At 65.0% G+C, this 18,950-nt stretch carries 23 protein-coding genes and 1 tRNA gene; 4 read left to right on the plus strand and 20 right to left on the minus strand.

All coding sequences use genetic code 11. The annotated features are described in order from the left end of the window. Positions 1-2: 2 nt before the first annotated feature. Positions 3-554, minus strand: coding sequence for an XTP/dITP diphosphatase (locus tag ALTAJ2_RS01445; RefSeq protein WP_007110620.1), 552 nt, complete (start codon positions 552-554; stop codon positions 3-5). A 169-nt stretch (positions 555-723) separates the two neighbouring features. Here ALTAJ2_RS01445 and ALTAJ2_RS01450 point away from each other — a divergent pair, with 169 nt between their 5' ends. After that, positions 724-990 carry a cupin domain-containing protein gene (locus tag ALTAJ2_RS01450; protein ID WP_007110619.1) on the plus strand — a complete coding sequence of 89 codons (267 nt, stop codon included), beginning with the start codon at positions 724-726 and terminating at the stop codon, positions 988-990. A gap of 25 nt (positions 991-1,015) precedes the next feature. Here the strand turns inward: ALTAJ2_RS01450 and ALTAJ2_RS01455 are convergent, their stop codons facing one another. Further along, on the minus strand, positions 1,016-1,666 hold the full coding sequence (locus ALTAJ2_RS01455) for a helix-turn-helix domain-containing protein (RefSeq protein WP_007110618.1): 651 nt from the start codon (positions 1,664-1,666) through the stop codon (positions 1,016-1,018). Positions 1,667-1,749: 83 nt separating this feature from the next. Between ALTAJ2_RS01455 and ALTAJ2_RS01460 the strand changes: the two genes are divergently transcribed. Continuing rightward, positions 1,750-3,420: an NADH-quinone oxidoreductase subunit D gene (locus tag ALTAJ2_RS01460; RefSeq protein WP_007110617.1), complete on the plus strand. Its 1,671-nt coding sequence runs from the start codon at positions 1,750-1,752 to the stop codon at positions 3,418-3,420. A 76-nt stretch (positions 3,421-3,496) separates the two neighbouring features. Here ALTAJ2_RS01460 and ALTAJ2_RS01465 read toward each other — a convergent pair whose 3' ends face one another. From ALTAJ2_RS01465 to ALTAJ2_RS01505, 9 genes are all read right to left on the minus strand, one after another. Then, a complete protein-coding gene (locus ALTAJ2_RS01465) occupies positions 3,497-3,781 on the minus strand; it encodes a DUF5808 domain-containing protein (protein ID WP_007110616.1) in 285 nt (94 codons plus the stop codon). Positions 3,782-3,868: 87 nt separating this feature from the next. Then, positions 3,869-5,503, minus strand: coding sequence for a bifunctional N(6)-L-threonylcarbamoyladenine synthase/serine/threonine protein kinase (locus ALTAJ2_RS01470; RefSeq protein ID WP_007110615.1), 1,635 nt, complete (start codon positions 5,501-5,503; stop codon positions 3,869-3,871). A 68-nt stretch (positions 5,504-5,571) separates the two neighbouring features. Beyond that, complete coding sequence (locus tag ALTAJ2_RS01475) at positions 5,572-5,706, minus strand: 30S ribosomal protein S27ae (RefSeq protein ID WP_007110614.1); 135 nt, start codon at positions 5,704-5,706, stop codon at positions 5,572-5,574. A 1-nt stretch (position 5,707) separates the two neighbouring features. Continuing rightward, positions 5,708-6,016 (minus strand): 30S ribosomal protein S24e, encoded by a 309-nt coding sequence (locus ALTAJ2_RS01480; RefSeq protein WP_007110613.1) that lies wholly within the window; start codon positions 6,014-6,016, stop codon positions 5,708-5,710. A gap of 126 nt (positions 6,017-6,142) precedes the next feature. Then, positions 6,143-7,186 (minus strand): WD40/YVTN/BNR-like repeat-containing protein, encoded by a 1,044-nt coding sequence (locus ALTAJ2_RS01485; protein WP_049900920.1) that lies wholly within the window; start codon positions 7,184-7,186, stop codon positions 6,143-6,145. Between the two features lie 112 nt (positions 7,187-7,298). Next, the gene (locus tag ALTAJ2_RS01490; RefSeq protein ID WP_049900904.1) at positions 7,299-8,018 is read right to left on the minus strand and encodes a helix-turn-helix domain-containing protein; all 720 of its coding nucleotides are present in this window, start codon (positions 8,016-8,018) and stop codon (positions 7,299-7,301) included. A gap of 204 nt (positions 8,019-8,222) precedes the next feature. Then, entirely contained in the window at positions 8,223-9,335 is a 1,113-nt protein-coding gene (locus tag ALTAJ2_RS01495; RefSeq protein WP_007110610.1) for a lipid II:glycine glycyltransferase FemX, read from the minus strand. Between the two features lie 194 nt (positions 9,336-9,529). Further along, the gene (locus ALTAJ2_RS01500; protein WP_007110609.1) at positions 9,530-9,844 is read right to left on the minus strand and encodes a HalOD1 output domain-containing protein; all 315 of its coding nucleotides are present in this window, start codon (positions 9,842-9,844) and stop codon (positions 9,530-9,532) included. 176 nt (positions 9,845-10,020) lie between these two features. Beyond that, positions 10,021-10,218: a hypothetical protein gene (locus ALTAJ2_RS01505; RefSeq protein WP_007110608.1), complete on the minus strand. Its 198-nt coding sequence runs from the start codon at positions 10,216-10,218 to the stop codon at positions 10,021-10,023. 1,106 nt (positions 10,219-11,324) lie between these two features. On the opposite strand from ALTAJ2_RS01505, the gene ALTAJ2_RS01510 reads away from it, so the two are divergent. Next, positions 11,325-11,666, plus strand: a complete 342-nt coding sequence (locus tag ALTAJ2_RS01510; protein ID WP_007110607.1) for a hypothetical protein — start codon at positions 11,325-11,327, stop codon at positions 11,664-11,666. A 180-nt stretch (positions 11,667-11,846) separates the two neighbouring features. On the opposite strand, the gene ALTAJ2_RS20010 is transcribed toward ALTAJ2_RS01510, so the two are convergent. The 3 genes from ALTAJ2_RS20010 to ALTAJ2_RS01525 all read right to left on the minus strand — a co-directional run bounded on the left by ALTAJ2_RS20010 (position 11,847) and on the right by ALTAJ2_RS01525 (position 13,102). After that, positions 11,847-12,017: a hypothetical protein gene (locus ALTAJ2_RS20010; protein ID WP_007110606.1), complete on the minus strand. Its 171-nt coding sequence runs from the start codon at positions 12,015-12,017 to the stop codon at positions 11,847-11,849. Positions 12,018-12,162: 145 nt separating this feature from the next. Beyond that, positions 12,163-12,456: a hypothetical protein gene (locus ALTAJ2_RS01520; protein WP_007110605.1), complete on the minus strand. Its 294-nt coding sequence runs from the start codon at positions 12,454-12,456 to the stop codon at positions 12,163-12,165. Between the two features lie 253 nt (positions 12,457-12,709). After that, positions 12,710-13,102, minus strand: a complete 393-nt coding sequence (locus ALTAJ2_RS01525) for a hypothetical protein (RefSeq protein WP_007110604.1) — start codon at positions 13,100-13,102, stop codon at positions 12,710-12,712. Positions 13,103-13,512: 410 nt separating this feature from the next. Between ALTAJ2_RS01525 and ALTAJ2_RS19000 the strand changes: the two genes are divergently transcribed. Then, positions 13,513-13,713, plus strand: coding sequence for a hypothetical protein (locus ALTAJ2_RS19000; protein WP_144240176.1), 201 nt, complete (start codon positions 13,513-13,515; stop codon positions 13,711-13,713). 487 nt (positions 13,714-14,200) lie between these two features. Here ALTAJ2_RS19000 and ALTAJ2_RS01530 read toward each other — a convergent pair. The 6 genes from ALTAJ2_RS01530 to ALTAJ2_RS01555 form a co-directional block, all read right to left on the minus strand. Beyond that, positions 14,201-14,272, minus strand: a tRNA-Ala gene (locus ALTAJ2_RS01530). A 193-nt stretch (positions 14,273-14,465) separates the two neighbouring features. Beyond that, positions 14,466-15,158: a rhomboid family intramembrane serine protease gene (locus tag ALTAJ2_RS01535; protein ID WP_007110603.1), complete on the minus strand. Its 693-nt coding sequence runs from the start codon at positions 15,156-15,158 to the stop codon at positions 14,466-14,468. Between the two features lie 234 nt (positions 15,159-15,392). After that, complete coding sequence (gene rpsJ, locus ALTAJ2_RS01540) at positions 15,393-15,701, minus strand: 30S ribosomal protein S10 (protein ID WP_004215311.1); 309 nt, start codon at positions 15,699-15,701, stop codon at positions 15,393-15,395. Beyond that, on the minus strand, positions 15,702-16,964 hold the full coding sequence (gene tuf / locus ALTAJ2_RS01545; RefSeq protein WP_007110602.1) for a translation elongation factor EF-1 subunit alpha: 1,263 nt from the start codon (positions 16,962-16,964) through the stop codon (positions 15,702-15,704). A gap of 373 nt (positions 16,965-17,337) precedes the next feature. Further along, positions 17,338-18,285 carry a homoserine dehydrogenase gene (locus tag ALTAJ2_RS01550; RefSeq protein ID WP_007110601.1) on the minus strand — a complete coding sequence of 316 codons (948 nt, stop codon included), beginning with the start codon at positions 18,283-18,285 and terminating at the stop codon, positions 17,338-17,340. Next, positions 18,285-18,854 carry a hypothetical protein gene (locus tag ALTAJ2_RS01555; protein WP_007110600.1) on the minus strand — a complete coding sequence of 190 codons (570 nt, stop codon included), beginning with the start codon at positions 18,852-18,854 and terminating at the stop codon, positions 18,285-18,287. The genes ALTAJ2_RS01550 and ALTAJ2_RS01555 overlap by 1 nt, the downstream gene beginning before the upstream one ends. Between the last annotated feature and the right edge of the window lie 96 nt (positions 18,855-18,950).

Raw genomic sequence — 18,950 nt, forward strand, 5'->3', positions numbered from 1 at the left:
CGTTACTCGTCGCGGCCGGCGTACCACTCCGCGAACGTCGCCAGCGCGCGGCCGCGGTGTGAAATCGCGTTCTTCTCCGCGGTGCTCATCTCGGCCATCGTCGTCCCGTTGTACTCGAAGATGGGGTCGTAGCCGAACCCGCCCTCGCCGCGGGGCGCGACGAGGGTGCCGGCGACCGATCCCTCGAAGGTCTCGGTCCCGTTCTCGTCGGCGTACGCGAGGACGGTCCGGAACGTCGCGCGGCGGTTTTCCTCCGCCTCCGCGAGTCGCCAGAGCCGCTCGACGCCGACGGTGTCCTCGACGTACGCCGAGTACGGCCCCGGAAAGCCGCCCAACGCGTCGACGAACAGCCCCGCATCGTCGACCAGTACCGGCTCGTCGCTCCCCAACTCCTCGAACGCCTCGCGCGCACCGTGGGCGGCGATCTCCTCGAGCGAATCGCTCTGGATCTCGGTGTAGTCGTACTCGATCTGCTCGACGGGCTCGATCCCTGCGAGGTAGTCCCGCGCCTCGCGGACCTTCCCCGCGTTGCCGGTCACGAATCGAATGGCCATGTACGAGGCGGGGTCCGCGGGCGGAAAATAGGCGTCGGTTGCCCGTTCGCCCCCCGACTCCCGATCCGCGAAAGAATCAAGCGGTGATGAATGGAGAACACGACGTCTGAACGTCACCGAGTGGGACGATCCCGACCGAATCGACGACCTCCCGGGCGGCGAGCGGCGCGTGCTGGCGGCCACCGACGAACTGATGCTCGTTCACTACTCGCTCGAGGCGGGCGCGGAAGGAGAGCCACACGCCCACGACGAGACGACGCAGGCGACGTTCGTTATCGAGGGGGCGCTCGAACTCCGCGGCGAGCGCTCGCGGACCCTCGAGGCGGGCGATTCGTACGTCGTCCCGCCGGGAACGGTCCACGGCGTGTGCGCCCTCGAGCCGTGTCGCGTCATCGACGCGTTCGCACCGCCGCTCGAGGCGTACACGTCGAAGTAGTGCCCGCGTTCGTGGCGGCTCCTCGCTACAGTTCGAGGGCGTCCACCACGGCCGCCTCCGCCTTCCGGAGGTGTTCGGCGGCCGTCCCTGGTGCACAGTCCAGTTCGGCCGCGACATCCTCGACGCCCGCCGATCTAGGGACATCGAAGTACCCCAATTCGCGGGCGACCCGCAGCGTCTCCCGCTGGCGCGCCGTCAGCGCGCCGACCGCGGCGTCGCCCCCGTCGTACTCGCCGACCCGGTCGACGGTCGTCTCGATGCCGTCGGGGATGCCCTCGAGCACGCGCCGGAGGTCGTCCGATTCGCCGACGACGGAAAACCGGACCGTCCAGTCCGACCGGTACTCCACCGGCGGCAGGACGACGAGACTACGCTCGGTGAACAGATCGAGGAGTCGGGCGTCCACCTCGGCGGGCAGATCGCGGACGTAGACGGTGAACGTCCGGTCGCCGGTCCGCGTGAGTTCGTAGTTGCTCACCCGTCCGGTGTCCGCGAGCGCGGCCTCGTAGACGTCCGGATCGCCGACGACGTGGAAGATGAAGGCGTTGTCGTCGTCCCCCGCGAAGTTGCCGTGGACCATCCGATAGGCGTCGAACGCGTCGCTTTCGGCGACGAAGCGATGCATCGGATGGATCGTCGCGGCGTCGTAGCGCAGCGTGAGTCGAACCGTCTTCACGGCCGGAGGGTCCGGTCTGCATATATAAATAGCCTAGCCAGTGACGCAGAATCGACTCGGCTCCCGCGTCCGAAACGGCAGCTATGACATCGGACTCGACGCTCGAGTCACCACCGACCGAGCGCGCCGATTCGATCGGGGCCGCGGAACTCGAGGCCCTGCTCGGCGACGCGGTCCTCGATCGTGACGACCACGAGAACGCGCCCGCGATCGTGATCCGGCCGGACGCGGTACAGGACGTACTCGCGACGCTCCGGGACGAGGCGGGCTTCGACCACTGTGCCTGTGTCACCGCCCAGGAGTACCCGGACCGGTTCGAGACGATCTATCACCTGCAATCCTACGCCGACCCGACGCGGGAGGTGAGCGTCGTGGTCCCGACGCCGACCGACGAGCCGAGGAGCGAGTCGGCGACGCCGGTCTTCGAGACGGCCAACTGGCACGAGCGCGAGGCCTACGACCTCGTCGGCATCGAGTACGAGGGCCACCCGGACCTGCGACGGATTCTCCTCCCCGAGACGTGGCAGGGCCATCCGCTCTCGCGGGACTACGACCAGGAGCAGCCACAGGTCGTCACCCTCTCTGAGCACGCGAATCCGATCGCGGGCGACGAGCACGACACCGCGTCCGACACGATGTTCCTCAACATCGGACCGCACCACCCGTCGACCCACGGCGTCCTCCACGTGAAGGCGGTGCTCGACGGCGAGACGGTCGTCGACGTCGACCCCGACATCGGCTACATCCACCGGTGCGAGGAACAGATGTGTCAGCAGAGCACGTACCGGCACCAGATCATGCCCTATCCGGACCGCTGGGACTGGGTCTCCTCGGGGCTTCTGAACGAGTGGGCCTACGCCCGGGCCGCGGAGGACCTGGCCGACATCGCGGTGCCCGACTACGCGCAGGTGATCCGGACGATGGGGGCCGAACTCTCGCGGCTGGCCTCGCACTTCATCGCCGTCGGTACCTACGCGCTCGACATCGTCGGCGAGTTCTGTGCCGCCTTCCAGTACGGTATCCGCGACCGCGAACTCGTCCTCGACGCGCTCGAGGAGTTGACCGGCCAGCGGATGATGTTCAACTACTTCCGGCTTGGCGGGGTCGCCTGGGACCTGCCCGAACCCCGTGAGGAGTTCATCGCGGGTGTCCGAGACATCCTCGATAGCTTCCCGGCCAAGATCGACGAGTATCACGACCTACTGGTCACCAACGAGATCTTCCAGCGCCGCTGTGTCGACACCGGCGTTCTGGAACCCGAGGCCGCGAAGGACTACGGCTGTACGGGCCCGGTCGCCCGCGGCTCCGGCATCGACTACGACCTCCGCCGGGACGACCCCTACGGGTACTATCCGCACCTCGAGTGGGACGTCGTCACCGAACCCGACGGCGACAACTTCGCGCGGCTGCTCGTTCGACTGCGGGAGATCGAGGAGTCCGCGAAGATCGTCGAGCAGTGTCTGGATCTACTCGCCGAGTGGCCCGAGGACGAACGGACCCTTCAGAGCAACGTCCCCCGGACGCTCAAGCCCGCCGCCGACGCCGAACTCTACCGCGCCGTCGAGGGGGCGAAAGGCGAACTCGGGATCTACATCCGCGCGGACGGGACCGACACGCCGGCGCGGTTCAAGATCCGCAGCCCCTGTTTCTCGAACCTCTCCGCGCTGCCCGAGATCGCCCGCGGCGAGTACGTCGCCGATCTGATCGCGGCGATCGGGAGCCTCGACTGTATCATGGGCGAAGTCGACCGCTGAGCGCCGATCGGCACCGACAGGTCGGGGAGCGGCGGCTCGCAGAGCCGCGATAGCGCTCGAAAACGCAGCCGGGCGTTCAGTCGTCGCTCTCGTCGACGATGACTTCGACGGGTTCGTCGGCGCTCTCGTCGCTCGCTTCGGTGGCCCCCTGCTCCTGTTGCCAGAGGAGCGCCCCGGCGACGGCGACGACGATCCACGAGCGCCAGTTGGCGAGGTTCAGGGTGTAGCCGACGCCGAAGGGCTTCTCGACGAGCATCCCCTCTCCGGGCTGCCAGTACGACGAGAGCATGCGACTGATGCTCGGTCGTTCGAAGTTGTACGGGACCCCAAGAATCTCACCGGAAGTCGGCTTGTCTGCCATGGCCGGTGATACGTCCTCCCCTGATAAGAGTATTGTGTGCTGTGACGATCGTTGCAATCGGGCGACCGCGGTCCGGTCGAACCGTCCTTACGACTGGTAGCGCCCGCGCCCTTCGATGTCCCGCAGGCGCTCGAGCACGCGCTCCGCGCCGACCGCGCGGTACCCCTCCCGGACCGCCTCGCGGAGCGGCGCGGGATCGTCGGCGGTACCGACGAGGCTCTGATCGAACACGTGCAGATCCATCGCGTAGTCCTCGACGTGGTCGGTGTGATAGCCGAGTCCGAAGTCGATGAGATACGTCCGCTCGCCGTCGACTCTCACGTTCCGGGTCGTCGGATCACCGTGGACGACTCCCGCGCGGTGGAGCCGCGCGAGGTGCCGGCCGACGGCACGAACCCGGGCGGGCGACAGCCCCGACTGGAGGTCACGGTCGCCGACGTACTCGAGTTCCAGCCGCGCCTCGTGGGGATCGACATCGGAGAGGACCGGCGTCGGAACGCCCTCGCGGCGAGCCAGACTTGTGAGTCGGGCCTCGAGCGTCGTCCGCTCCGTGCGGAGTCGCTCGTCGAGGGCGGGATGGCGGTAGGTCTTGGCTCGGCGGCGCTTCGTGACGCGGCCGGCGGCGGGCTCGAGGTCGACGAGCGCTTCGGCACCGCGGACCTGCCGGTCGCCCTCCGTCGCTTTGCCGCGGCCGGCCGCGAGTTCGGGCTCGTCGGCTCGCCAGGTCACCGGCACTTGGTCGGGTCGGAAATCGGGGTCGACGCGCGAGTCCGCGAGCGCGAGCGTGTCGCCAGCGGCGTACATCTTCGCGCCGAGGACCGCGATCATCCCCGCGTTGTCCCGCAGGAACCGAGGTTCGGGTGCGTGGAACTCCGCTCCGCGCTGGGCGCACATCTCGCCTAACATCTCGCGCAGGCGGTCGTTCTGGCCGACGCCGCCGCCGAGGACGAGTTCGTCGCTCCCGGTCAACGAGAGCGCACGCTCGGACACTTCGGTCAGCATGCCGAAAATATTCTCCTGCAGGGAATAGCAGATGTCCGCGACCGGCACGTCGTCGTCGTAGGCATCCTTCGCGGCACTCATAATGCCCGAAAACGAGAAGTCCATCCCCTTGACGACGTAGGGGAGGTCGACGTACTCGCCGTCTTTCGCCGCCGCCTCGACCTTCGGCCCGCCCGGGTGGGACCAGCCGACGTGCCGGGTGAACTTGTCGATGGCGTTGCCGACGCCGGTGTCCATCGTCTCGCCGAGCACGCGATAGCGCCCGTTGCGGTAGGCCAGCAGGTGCGCGTTCGCGCCGCTGGCGTTGAGACAGACCGGCGCGTCGAAGTCGGCGGTGTGGCGACCGATCTCGAGGTGGGCCACCATGTGATTGACGCCGACCAGCGGGACGTCTATGGCCTGGCTCAGCGCTCGGGCGGCCGTGCCGACGATCCGAAGACAGGGGCCGAGTCCGGGTCCACGAGAGAACGCGACCGCATCGACCGGCGGTTCGTCCGCCGGCCCGTCGTGGGTCTCGCGGGCGTGCTCGAGCGCCCGTTCGACGACGCGCGGAACGGCCTCGTGCATGTGCTCGGCGGCTTCGCGGGGGTGGATGCCGCCGCTCTCGGGCTGGTAGGCGTCGCTCTCGATGACGATCTCGTCGCGTTCGGCGTCGAAGACCGCTGCGCTGGCGGCCCAGGCGGTGCCTTCGATCCCGAGGATACGGAGGGTGTCAGTCACGGATGAAAACGGCGGGTATCGGCGGTCGACGTACCACGGTCGTCGGCACGTCGGCCATCAGTCGGGGGTTACTCCCACTCGGTGTAACTGCACTTCCCGCAGTGCTTGCGGTCGCCGTGGTCGGCGAGGAAGACGTCACCACAGCGGGGACACAGTTCGCCCTCGGTGCTACCGTCGTCGCCGTAGAGTTCGTATCGAGCCATGTTATGCTTCCTCCGCTTCGGCTTCTTCGTCCGCGCCGATCTTGTTGCGCTCGAGCATGTGGTCCTGCTCGACCTCGCGGGCGTAGTCGTCGGTCTCGTAGACCTTCGCCTGCCCGACGGTCTTGCGCATCCCGAACTTGGTGTCGAGTTTGCGGATGACGACCTCGTCGGCGTCCTTGTTCAGCTTCGCCGCGAGGCTGTCGCGGACCTGCAGACGGGAGGGCGTGGCGTCCTCGTGGACGAGTTCGAAGGTCACGTCCGTTCGATGCAACATGGGGTTCTCCGTTTCGGAGATGATGTCGACGTCCATGATATCACTCAGTTACCTTACTATCCCCGTGTAGCGCCTAAAAGGATTTCGAAGCGGCCCACCCGCTTCGGGGCTGCGGGTATCGACGGGACCGGTCGGACGGTGGCGGTCGGCGGTCGATCCGGCTTACGAGAGGGCGACCAGTCCCCGTGGCGTTTGCGACTCGAGGCCGGCCGCCCAGTCGATGTCGATCGCGGTCCACGAGTCGCCGAAGTCGCGCGTGACGAAGAGGCCGCGGTTGGTCACGGCGTAGACGGTCTCCGGTCGGTCCGTCGTCGCGAACACCGCTCGGACGACGCCCTCGCCGGTCGGCAGCCCGCGGCCGTCGAGTCGCTCCCAGGCCCGTTCGCCCTCGCGCCGATAGACGTACGATTCCGCACGACTCGCCGTATGGGCCGTCGACGCGCCGCGCGCACTCGAGACGAGCACGCGGTCCGGATCGTCGGGAGCGGGGGCGACGCTCCAGCAATAGGTGTGCTCGAGCCCGTCCCATGGCTGTCGCCACGTCTCGCCGCCGTCGTCGCTCTCGGCGTAGCCGTCGCCGGCCGCGGCGTAGAGTCGCCCCTCACGGTCGGGGTGGGCGGCCAGACTGTGGTTGTCACGGCGCGCTCCCGGCGGCCGCTCGTGCCAGGTCTCGCCGCCGTCGGGCGTGTACGCGAACGCGCCCGCTTCGATTCCGACGTACAGCCGGTCGGGGTCGAACGGGTCGACCGCGAGCCAGCGGACGTGGTGGGTGTCGGGCCGCGGCGGGAACGACCACTCACTCGCCGAGGGGAGGTCGGTCAGGCCCTCCAGACGGGTCCACGAGTCGCCGCCATCGCGCGACCGGTAGATTCGGCTGGGTTCGGTTCCGGCGTAGACGACCTGCGGATCGTGCGGACTGATCGTCACCGCCGTCACGCGATCGGGCTCGGTGTCGGCCGCCGGCGTCCGCGCGCCGGCCACAAACCGGGTCTCGAGGCGGTCGAACGTCTCGCCGCCGTCGGCGCTTCGAAACAGGCCGTCCGCGACAGTCCCGACGTAGTAGCGGGCCGGCCCGTTGCGGACCGCCGCGATGCACTCGAGATCGCGCCCCTCGAGTCTGGTCTCCGTCGTCCAGTCGTCGGGGTCGGTCACATCGCCTGTACAGACGAGCAGTCGGTCTCGGAACGCGACGGCTACCGTCGCCATATGGAACCCAACGAGGGCCACCCGGATACAACTCACCCCGGTATCTCGAGCCGATTCGGCGCGCTCACTCGCCGTGTGTTCGATCGCCCGGCCGCTGACCCGTGGGCGGCGCTCATCGGGACGGTCCGGTTGGCGGCCGGTCGCGTTCACGATCGATCTCGGATCGCGGGCGGTCACCGTCGACGAGCGTCGGCATGAGTCGGGCCTCGATCCGACGGAGGTGTTGGCCGACGGTCCCGGCGGAACACTCGAGTCGGGCGGCGACGTCCCCGTACGTCACCCGGCGGGGCTCCTCGTAGTACCCCTCCTCGACCGCGACGCGCAGGACCTCGCGCTGACGGTCCGTCAGGTCGGCGACGAGGCGTTGGGCGGACGGCTCGTAGTCGACCAGGCGCTCGATTTCGACGTCGACGATCGCCCGCGTCTCTTCGATGACCCGCCGTAACGCGTCCCCGCGGCCGATCTCCGAGACGCGAAGGCTCCGGTTCCTCGCGCCGGTATACTCGAGGGGGTACTCCAACACCACCGCGTGTCGCTGATGGATCGTGAGGAGTTCCCGCGTGAGGTCGCTGGGCCGATAGTGCAACTGGAGCACCGTCGCCCCGGCGGCATCGGTGACGTGATAGTCGACGACGGTCGGTCCCGTCTCCTCGAGCGCGCTTCGGACGGCCGCTCGCTCCCCGCGGACCACCTGTTGGGCGACGATCGTTCCGTCGTCAAGCGGATCGACGTTCCGAACGGATTCGAACGTGATGCCCCGCTCACGAAGGCGTTCCGCGCCCCGATCGAAGTACTCCCGTGGTGGTGTGATGACATACGTCACGCATCGCATGCGACTGGCGTACCGGGCACTGACTAAAAACTATTGTGACCGTTCACTGATTAATTGAACAACGATATCTTGCGGTTCGAAGACGGGTCGCGCCGCGACCGGGGCGCTTCTCACTGGTCCCGCGAGGCGGTCGGTCGATAGCTGTCGGGTTCGGGCGGGTCCCCGTCGAGACGGCGCGACAGCAGGGGCGTCCGGCGTGTCGGCTCACGTGTAATACGGCCAGTACAGCGCCCGTCCGGCCTTCACCAGCGGCCAGAGGGGGCTACAGCCGCGCTCCCAGACGAAAACCGGGACGGCCCGCCCGCCGAACCCCTCCTTGAATCTGAAGACGCCGTCCCCGAAGTCCGTGTTCGTGCTCCCGAAGTCGTAGGTCCCGTAGCCGTGATCGATCCCCCATCGGAAGACGTGATCGTAGAGCAGTTCCGAGGCGTGATCGTCGAAATACTCCCGCGGAACGGCGGCGAAGAAGCCGTGAATCGCGTCGCGTTCGTCGTCGAGCACCTCGAGCATTCCGCCCGCGTACTCGCCGTCGATCCGGAGCGTCAGCAGGAGGAGGCGGTCGTCCATCGCCTGCAACGCCTCGAAAAACGAGAGGGGGTACACGTCCCCGTCGACGCGATCCATGACGCGTTCGTAGGTCCGGTAGAACCGCCGGAGCGTCTCGCCCGTGATCTCCTCCTCGACGACCTCGTGGTCGACGGTCCGGCCGTGTTCGATCCCCCGCCGTCGGGACCGACTCATGTCCGCGAGGAGAGCGTCGTGCCCCTTCGTGAGATCGAGCAGGAACCGACACTCCCGCCGGTAGGGGCGATAGCCCCGCGACTGGAGCGCGTCGTTGTACCGGAGATAGCTCGAATCCAGCCCTCGAATCTGGTGGACGATCGTCCGGCCGCGACAGAGGCTCGGGGCGGTGCCAATCACGCGCTCGAGGGCGTCGGCTGTATCCGTCGGGAGCAACGGCCCGCCGAAGCCCGGATACAGCGACGACAGGCGGGTAAACGGCGTCTTCTCGATTTCGACCACGAAGTTCGGCAGCCCGCCGATCGTGTTGCCGTCCTTGGTGACCTCGAGATGGCGGGGCGTATAGCCGAGTCCCGTCTCGATCGCCTCGAGCCACTCGTAGCGGTGGAACACGCTGCCCCGACTCGAGCGCTCGACGATCCCGTTCCACTGCGCGCGCCCGATGTCGCGGATCGAGTCGACGACGGTCACCTCGAGATTCGACCCCTCGGTTCGCGCGGTGCGTCCGTGCTTCGCGAACAGCGACCCGATGCGATGGAGTCTCGAGCGAGGGTTGCCGCCGGTCTTCTGTGCCATCGTCCGACGGAAACAGGGGCGGCCTATTTGGTACTCCGTCCATTCCCGCCCGAACCGATGCCGGTAACGACCCGCAACCGATCGGGCGGCGGGAGCGACGAGCGGTAGCAGCCGGCTACTCGCGTGCCCGCGGCGGCGGACCCGATCGTCCCCGTCCCCGACCCCGGGCGAGCGGCAACGGTCGCCGACGGCGCTCAGTCGGAGCCCGCCGGCGGGTTCCGTGGCGGATCGTCGACGATCCGGATGGAGCCGTCGCCGTCGACGACGACGGTGTGACCCTCGTAGCTGAACGTCACGCGAATCGGGCGGTCGCCGTGATCGACGAGCGCCGTCAACGCCTCGACCGCCACGGCGTCGTAGAGCGGGTCGAGCTCGGTTTCGTCGACGCCGGTCATCGTCGCGATACCCCGGAGGATCGCCTCGACGGTCGTCTCGCTGGACTTCCGTTCCGTCACGAACGGGGTTCCACCATCGGCTCCGTCGTCGTCGTGATTCTGGAAGTCAGTCATACTGCCGTGTGAACGATACGTAGCGGCGACAATCAACGTTCTCCCAATGTGTTTTGTGGGTGACTTTCCGGACGAACGACCCGACAGGTCCCGGACCGCTCGGCCCCGAACCCGTCGGGCCGCCTCGAGCCAGCAAGCCGACCCAGCCGCGCCTCCGAGCGCCGCGACGGCGGTCGTCACTCATCGGCCGTCCTCGAGAGCGCGTCGGGCCACACGCGGCAGCCACAGGGCGTCGCGTAGGCCTCCATCGGCCCGTCGACCCTCGTCGCCACCATCGGCTCGCCACACCGCGGACAGGGCGGCAACACACCCTCGTCGTCCGCCGCCCGCTCGCTTGCCGGTCCACCACCGCCGCTCGCAGCATCGTTCGTCATCGCACCCCCCGCTCGAGGCCGACGGCAGTCTCGACGCCAGCCACTGCAGGCGGTTCTAGTGAGCGATTCCGTTGTCGTGCGGGACGTTTATATCCCGGTAGAATGTACGCAATCATTGCTTGCAAATCCCTGGGCGGGATTTGGAAGCTACGTCTCGGGTGTCCTACCACCCGGGGCTTTAATATACACCCCCTGCGGTTCGCGGAGCGTAGCTTCCGTTCTGATTTCCAACTGTTAGTTACTTATATCTATTGTTCGTCGGCGGAAGGGATGGGGGCGGCTTCGTCATCCGGTCGTACAGATATCACTGCGGTTTTATTACCCGTCGGCAACTATGACCTATGGACCGCGAGCGGTTATTTCGATCCCTTACAGCCGCACTGAGTCTGACCGGACTCTCTCTGGCAGTCCTGGGACTCCTCCTCGAGACCCCCGTTGGAGTTTCGCTTGGCGCACTCGCTGCGGTCGCTGGCGGCGTCTTCTACGGCCTAGAACAACACCCGACTACGCTCGAGTTCAACCGAGGAGAACTGCGCTTCAGTACCATACTCATCCAACTCGGTACTATGGGTGCGTTATTTCTCTTCATCTCGTATCTAGTAACGTCGATTACGACTGTAAAACCGTCCGGGCTCGTCGTCTTTCCCTCTTCGACGCTGCTCGCAACGAGCGGCGCCTTGCTTGGCGGTGTTCTTGGTGGAATTCACGTCCCACTGCTTCGATTCGGGTACCATTCACGGCCCATTGAACGGATCGCTCACGCACTCCCCTTTGGCATCTTTGCCGGACTCGTTATCACTTTCCCTACTACTCGTCTCCCGTATGCGCTCTCATATTTGATTTGTATTACCGTTTCCATTGCATATCGGGATTCGAACCAGAATTGTCAACCCGACACGGATCGGGGTTGACGAGACCGCCGTCACGATCACATCGATACCGCTCGAGGTTCCGACTCGAGACACGCTGCTTGAATTTTGTGCTGTGTTTAGATCACGACTACTGGGAAGATCGGCTTCACGGACACACGGTGTTCGACTCTCATCGACTTTTCAGACTATTACCAAAGCCAGAATTTTTACCTGGAGCAAGTGAATGCTCCCGGTATGGCGGTCGGATTACTGTTTGGGGGGTTCTGGCTTGGGCTTGGTATACTGATGTGGTGGTGGCCTGCCGCCATTTTCGTAGCCTTCGATAACGACGACGTTACCCCTGGTGCACGGGCATTTGCGATAGGCGCCATGTTCTTCGGCATCCTATTACTTGCGATGGACATTCCATCCCTCACCATAGACTACAGCATGCCAGCAACAGTCTCTCTCGTCGGCATGCTCTTGCTAGTAAAGCCAGTCAACATCCTCGGGGTCAACGCGGACGGCAGGATAGCGCCACAACGTGCTGGTGTTGCGCTTCTTGTGGGTGGTGTCGTGATTGCTGTTCTCACCTAAACGAGCTACTGCCGCGTGCTGCAGACACCCTCTATAGTCAGCCCGTCCTCCTCACGCTATCAGTAGTTGCGGGTTTCAATAGAGGCGAATAGTCGTGCTGATGAGCGTACGGTGCCACCGATTTGCTAGCCATCCATCACAGCGACCGCGTTCGATCTCCGCTCTGAGGACGCCACTCGATCACGTGCCATCGCGGTCGAGTCGCTCATCGCGAGTATACGCCCCGTGATAGACAAGCATATCGACGCCCATCAGCCTCAGCGAACGCCCGCTAATGGCGACGACCACGACGAACAGAAGCCACGTCCCGCTTTCGACGAACGCCAGCGGAAGCGAGAGCCCGAACAACACGTTTTCGAGACGACCCCCGAGAACGGCGATCCCAGGCAGTGGGACTGAAAAAAACAACAATACGGGCGCACCGTTCCGACGATTGAGACGTTCGGATATGGCGCCGTCGCACTCACGAACGGACCGTGCAAAACGCACGCCTCCCCTACACGAGTCCGCGTTCTCGCAACGGTTCGCGAAGAAACCGATGATAAAACGCAACGTACGGCAGCAGAATCACAGTCGTGAGCAGTATCAACAGGAGCAGCCTGCCGTATCCCGATTCGATCGCCCCCGCCCCGTACGCCGGCACAAGCGGAACAAGTCCAATGGAATTCAAGAACTCGTTCAGAAACAGCCGAAACACGGCCCACAACGCCGCGAACAGGGTAATTCCCGGCACGAAGAGCGTAATGAAAAACTCGTTGATTATCGTCCCCGGATCGTCTGCATCGTACATAGCACTCCGACTTGAGACAATCTTCTTGAATTTTTTGCTGTGTTTAGCTCGCGACTACCGGGAAGATCAATTTCACGGACACACGGCGTCCGCCTCCGTCTCCGTTCTCGGATGCGCCGTCAGTCCGTGCCCGCTCGAGATTGCGGTTCGACGAGGCGAGTCAGCACTCTATTTCAAATGACGAACGTTCACTAACAGGTGGCGCACGATCACAGTGACCGCGTTCCCCCTCCGGTCGGGGCATGCCACTCGATCACGTGCCGTCGCGGTCGAGTCGCTCATTGCGGGTGTACTTCCCGTGATAGACGAGCATATCGACGCCCATCAGCCCCAGCGAAAGCCCGCCAATGGCGACTCCCACGACAAACAAACGCCCAGTCCCACTTTCGGCGAACCCCAGCGGGAGCGATAGCCCGAGGAAGATGTTTCCGAGACCACCCCACCGGTACCACGCCCAGCGGGCAGTCAGTCGGGTGTCGGCTGCCGCGATAATGTCGCAGACGCCGGCCACTCCCATCAGCGTCACCTGCACGAGCAACACCGGCGTCTCGAGGAGACCGTCCCCGAGGACGACGATCGCACCGGCGACGAGGACCAGAAAGACACCAACAACGGCACTGATCCGACGGTTGAGACGTTCGTTCATCGATCTTCCGCCAGTGAACGACCGATTCGATCTAGCGTCTTCGATTCCATATACCTCCCCGTTTTTCCTCCTACTAAGTACCTATCAATCATGTGTGTCACAGCGACACGCTCGCGTCGCGAACCCGCTCGCCGCTCCCGACCCACGACTCGCATCCCCGTCGATCACGGCCTCCAGTTCGTTGTCACTCAACTACACGCACTTCCCCCTTGCTTAGAGTCCTATCGCTGTCCTCGACCCGCAGATGTAGCCCAATGAACTACGAAAATGAGGTATCAGTGCGGGAATCGGCCCCGGTCACGGGGAGAAGTGGCCACGAAGAGTGAGTTCGCGGATACAATTCTCACGATAACTGCATGCGAGTGTGTTGGAGAACAAAGGTTTATCTCCGAAATTCTTCCAGTGATAGTATGGAGGAAACACTTAGATCCCTCTACCAGCGCAACGAAGTGTTCTGGTTGGGATTGTCTGCAGTCGTTCTTGGGATAGTGATTCCCGGTACCCTCGCATTCGGAGGAATCAACCTCTCAGAACTGTTCGTTGTTACTGGAGGGGGACTTCTGATTACGAGTGTTTTTGTTGGTATCTACAGACTCCTCACACCGACGTAACTGTCGGAGCAGTCAACAACAGTGAGAGCGATACGGAGAGACGCTGTATTTACCACTGATTCACGATTTTCCGTCCGACTCTCACGTAATCTCCCCACCATCGGTGGGTACCGGAGCGACCCGCTCCGCACCGGTCCATTGTAGTCGACGCGAACAACCTCGTTCGTGTCCGACTCCCGAATGCCCGTCGGTGAGGCGAGTACAGCGACATCCGCACTCGGGGCACTTGAATTCCCGATCTTTCATCGATGTCGGTGGAGTGTTCAAATACTGTCAGAGATCTGTTTGATGACCACTTCATGGAATCGACACCCACACTGATCGACCGATTTCTTCAAGAAATCCTCGGACTGTGCGACCGGGTAGTACATTCCGCTACTATTCGACTTTCCAACCCCTGGTTATTCCATCTACAGGATTTCGAAACGCCGGAAAGACATAGCGAAACTGCCGTTTTAGCGTCCTACGAGAGAAAGATCGGCCGGGATGGACTCGTCGGGATTTGAACCCGAGGCCTCTTCCTTGCGAAGGAAGCGATCTACCACTGATCTACGAGCCCTCGCCCGTTCCTAACCCCGGTTTCTATTTGTAGCTTGTGTTTCGAGGGCGGCGCGGGACACGACACCACGGGACCGGGGCTCGAGGCGGACACTCACCGGCCGTCGATCGAACGACTACGAGTGCGTCGCGTCCGAGTCCGGTGACGTGGCGGTCACCGAGTGGCCGAGTATCCCGGTCGTCAGCACCGGGTCTCAACCGCCCACGGAGTCCGACCGAGCGCTCGAGCCGACGGCGAGGACGCGAGCGCGTCCGCCGACGGCCCCAACCAGGAAGCCGGCGAAGTGGGCGATCAGCGCGACGCCGGGCGAGGCAGTCGCGAGGGTGACCGCGGTCGCGAGCCCGAGAAAGACGAGGACCGCGAGCCACTGTGGCACCTCGATGAACGAGGCCAGCCCCGTCGAGAGCCGGTTCGACGCGACGAGATAGCCGAGTAGGGCGAAGACGGCACCGCTGGCCCCGAGGACGGCCGTCGGTGCGACGGGGACGAACGGCATCGAGGCGAAGACGCCGGTCAGAGCGACCTGGGCAACCCCGGCAATCGCGCCCGTAATCGCGAAAAAGGCGTGAAAGCGCCACCGCGTCGTGGCCCGCGCGACCGGCCAGCCGAAGACGAGCAACGCGAGGGCGTTCGAGACGAGATGGCCCAACCCACTGTGGGCGTAGACGCTCGTCACGATCGTCCACGGGTTCGTCGTCAACGGCGGCGCGAGGACGAAGAACGTGCCCATCACACCCGCGAACGCGGTGATCCCCTGGGCAGCGAAGACGACCGCGAAGACGACGAGTACCTCGAGTAGGGGGCTGCTCGAGCCCGCGTCCGACCGGTCTCGTCCGGGATCGGACCGGGCGTCGGACCCCGACGGTGATCGCGAGTGTCTCGCCATACGGGTGGCTGCGACGGCGAGCGACAAAAGTCCCGGCACTTACTGGACGGGGGCGCGCAGTCGACGGCACTCGAGGAGTGTGGGGGTGCTCGGTGATGCCGGGGTAGCCGGTGGCCACCCACGACTCTCGCACGTTCGACGCGTTTCGCTACGCTACTGGAACGCGTTCGACGGCCGCAAAAACGGGGAAATAGCTCGAATTCGGCTCGTGATCGAACCGGCCTCGATGAACGCTTAGTCTTCGAGGACGATTTCGATCGAAACGTCGTTTGGCACCTGAATGCGCATGAGCTGTCGGAGTGCGCGTTCGTCGGCGTCCAGATCGATCAGGCGCTTGTGGACGCGCATCTCCCAGTGCTCCCACGTCGCAGTGCCCTCGCCGTCAGGCGACTTCCGGGTCGGCACCTCGAGAGTCTTCGTCGGCAGCGGGATCGGCCCGCTCAGGTTGACGCCGGTGTTGTTCGCAATCTCGCGGACGTCGTCGCAGATGTCGTCGAGGTCGTCTGGACTCGTGCCCGCGAGTCGAACGCGTGCCTGCTGCATTTATTTCTCGTTGACGTCGAGGACCTTGCCAGCTGCGATGGTCTGACCCATGTCGCGGATGGCGAAGCTCCCGAGTTCGGGAATCTCGCTGGACGGCTCGATGCTGAGGGGCTTTTGCGGTCGGATGGTGACCACAGCAGCGTCGCCCGACTGGATGAAGTCGGGGTTCTCCTCGGCGACCTCGCCGCTCGAGGGGTCCATCTTCTTGTCGATGGATTCGATCGTACAGGCGACCTGTGCGGTGTGGGCGTGGAAGACCGGGGTGTAGCCGGCCGTGATCACGCTGGGGTGTTGCATGACGACGATCTGTGCCTGGAACGTCTCGGCGACGCTTGGCGGATCGTCGGCGGGGCCACAGACGTCACCGCGGCGGATGTCGTCCTTACCGATGCCGCGGACGTTGAATCCGACGTTGTCGCCGGGTTCTGCCTTGGGCACCTCTTCGTGGTGCATCTCGATCGTCTTGACCTCGCCGCCCACGTCGCTGGGCTGGAAGGAGACGTTGTCGCCGGTGTTCAGGAGACCGGTCTCGATACGTCCGACGGGGACGGTACCGATACCGGAGATGGTGTAGACGTCCTGAATCGGGAGTCGGAGCGGCGCGTCCGTCGGCGGCTCCGGCTCGGGCAGGTCGTTCAGGGCCTCGAGCAGGATTTCGCCGTCGTACCACGGCGTGTTGTCGGACTCCTCGGCGATGTTGTCGCCTTCGAACGCCGAGATCGGGATGAACGAGGCGTCCTCGGTGTTGAACTGGACCTGCTTGAGCAGCTGGTTGACCTCTTCGACGACCTCGTCGTACGTCGACTCCTCGTAGTCGACGATGTCCATCTTGTTGATGCCGATGATGAGCTCGTCGATACCGAGGGTTCGAGCCAGGAAGACGTGCTCCTGGGTCTGGGGCGCGACACCGTCGTCAGCGGCGACGACGAGGACGGCGTTGTCCGCCTGGGATGCGCCCGTGATCATGTTCTTCACGAAGTCGCGGTGACCCGGACAGTCGACGATTGTGAAGTCGTAGGCGTCCGTAGAGAACTCCTGGTGGGCGATGTCGATGGTGACACCACGCTCTCGCTCCTCGGCGAGGTTGTCCATGACGTAGGCGAACTCGAAGCCACCCTTGCCCTTCTCTTCTGCTTCTTCGCGGTGCTGTTCGATGACGTGCTCGGGTACGCTCCCCGTCTCGTAGAGGAGTCGTCCCACGAGCGTACTCTTCCCGTGGTCAACGTGACCGATGATGGCCAGGTTCTGGTGTTGGTCGCTCATTGTTGTAGCTCACGCGCAGAGGCGCTTATATCGGTCCCTTTGGCTCGTTGCGGTTAAAACCATTTCGAAAGCGTATTCTCCCCATCCCGACGCCGTCTTGCGGTTTGGCTAGCATTCACACGACACGGAACGTCCGAAAGACGGCAACTGCCGGTGAGAAGCCGGTCCGAGAAGCGGTGAGACCCCGCCGAAGAGCACCGAAATGCCGACGCGCACACGTCGATTGTCTCAACCACTGGAGCAGACCGGCGGCGGAGGTTCACCGTTCGACGACATCGGTCCGGACCCTTCGGCCACACGGCGATGAGACGGAGAAGAGTGGGAGTCAACCGAGACGAAAACGGGAGCCGATCACGGACGCAGCTGACCGATCTCACAGCGGCGGCAGCCGACCGACATCCGAGAGCACTGCCGTCGCGGTCTCCGGGCCCCCGGCACCGCGGCCGCTCGAGTGGAGCGAGCCGGCGTGTCGCGTCTCGATCTGGACGATGTTCCGCGTGCCGGTCACGGCCAGCGCGCCGTTTTCGGGGACGAGCCGCGGGCCGACGCGGACGCCGTCGCGGGTCGCCTCGCCGATGAGGCGGATCGTCCGGCCGTCTTCGGCGGCGAGATCGAGCGCACTGCCGGGGATCGACTGGATGCCCTCGACCGTCGCGTCCGCCAGCGAAAAGCCGCCGTCGGCCAGCACGTTCGCGAGGATGACGAACTTGAGTGCGGCGTCGGTGCCGTCGACGTCGAACGTCGGATCGGCCTCGGCGACGCCGAGGTCCTGTGCCTCCCCGAGGACGTGTTCGTAGTCCAGCCCCTCGGCGGCCATCCGAGTGAGGATGAAGTTCGCGGTGCCGTTGAGCACGCCCCGGACCGCGGTGACGGCCTGTGGCGTGCAGTCCTCGATCGTCGAGAGTACCGGAATCGCACCGCCGACGGTCGCCTCGAAGCGGATCGAACCCGCACTGTCGGCCTCGAGCGCGCGGAGTTCCTCGTAGCGCTCGGCGACCGGACCCTTGTTCGCCAGCACGACGTGGCGGTCGGCCTCGAGCGCGCGTTTCACGTGCGTGAAGCCGGGTTCGGCGTCGCCGAGCGTCGTCGGCGTCGCCTCGACGAGCACGTCGTAGTCGGTGTCGAAGACATCGTCGGGGCTGGCGGTCCCGAGGGTCTCGCCGCCGGCTTTGCGCTCGAGGATGTCGTCGACGGCAATCCCGTCGGGATCGACCACGGCAGACGTGGAATCGGCGAGGGCGACGACCTCGTGGTCGTACTCGCCGGCGAGGTCGGCGACCGAGCGGCCGACGTCGCCGGCACCGAGGATCGCGAGTCGCATCAGGCCTCACCTCCGAGCAGGGGTTCGACGACGGTCAGGTCCTTGTCGGTCCCGATCGATCGGATGGCCGCGAGCACGTCCCCGGAGCGACCGGAGTCGATCGCGAGCCGCGCACGCGCACTCGAGATTCCATTGGTTCCCTCGGGTGCAGCCAAGGAGAGGTCCTGGACGACGGCGTCGGCCTCGTCCTCGATCCGCGAGAGGGTATTCGAGAGGTCGGTTTCGACGAGGTTGCCGACCAGCACGACGCTGACCGCTTCGCCGTAGTGCTCCGCGCCGGCCTGGATGATATTCACGCCGGCGTCGCGGAGCCCCTCGACCACGTCGTCGAACCGATCCGGCGGACACTCGAGGTCGACCTCGACGGGGATGTGTCCGCGGGGCGTGATATTGCCGCGCTCGTGGTGAATGCTCAACAGGTTCCCGCCGTTGTCGGCGATCGGGGCGAGCGCACGGAGCAACTCGCCGGGTTCGTCGACGAGTTCGAGCCGGACGGTATAGGCACGGAGGCCGCCGTCGGTCTCGGCGTCGGGGTCGGCCTCGTCGCCGGACTCCGGCGCGTTACCCATCGCCGACACCTCCCGCCTGTAGGCGTCTACTCGTCATGATATCTAATGTCCGTAGTGGGCGCGTAAAAGAATATAGGACTTCCCAAAACTAACCGC

This window comes from Natrinema altunense (assembly GCF_000731985.1).
Classification (GTDB): Archaea; Halobacteriota; Halobacteria; order Halobacteriales; family Natrialbaceae; genus Natrinema; species Natrinema altunense.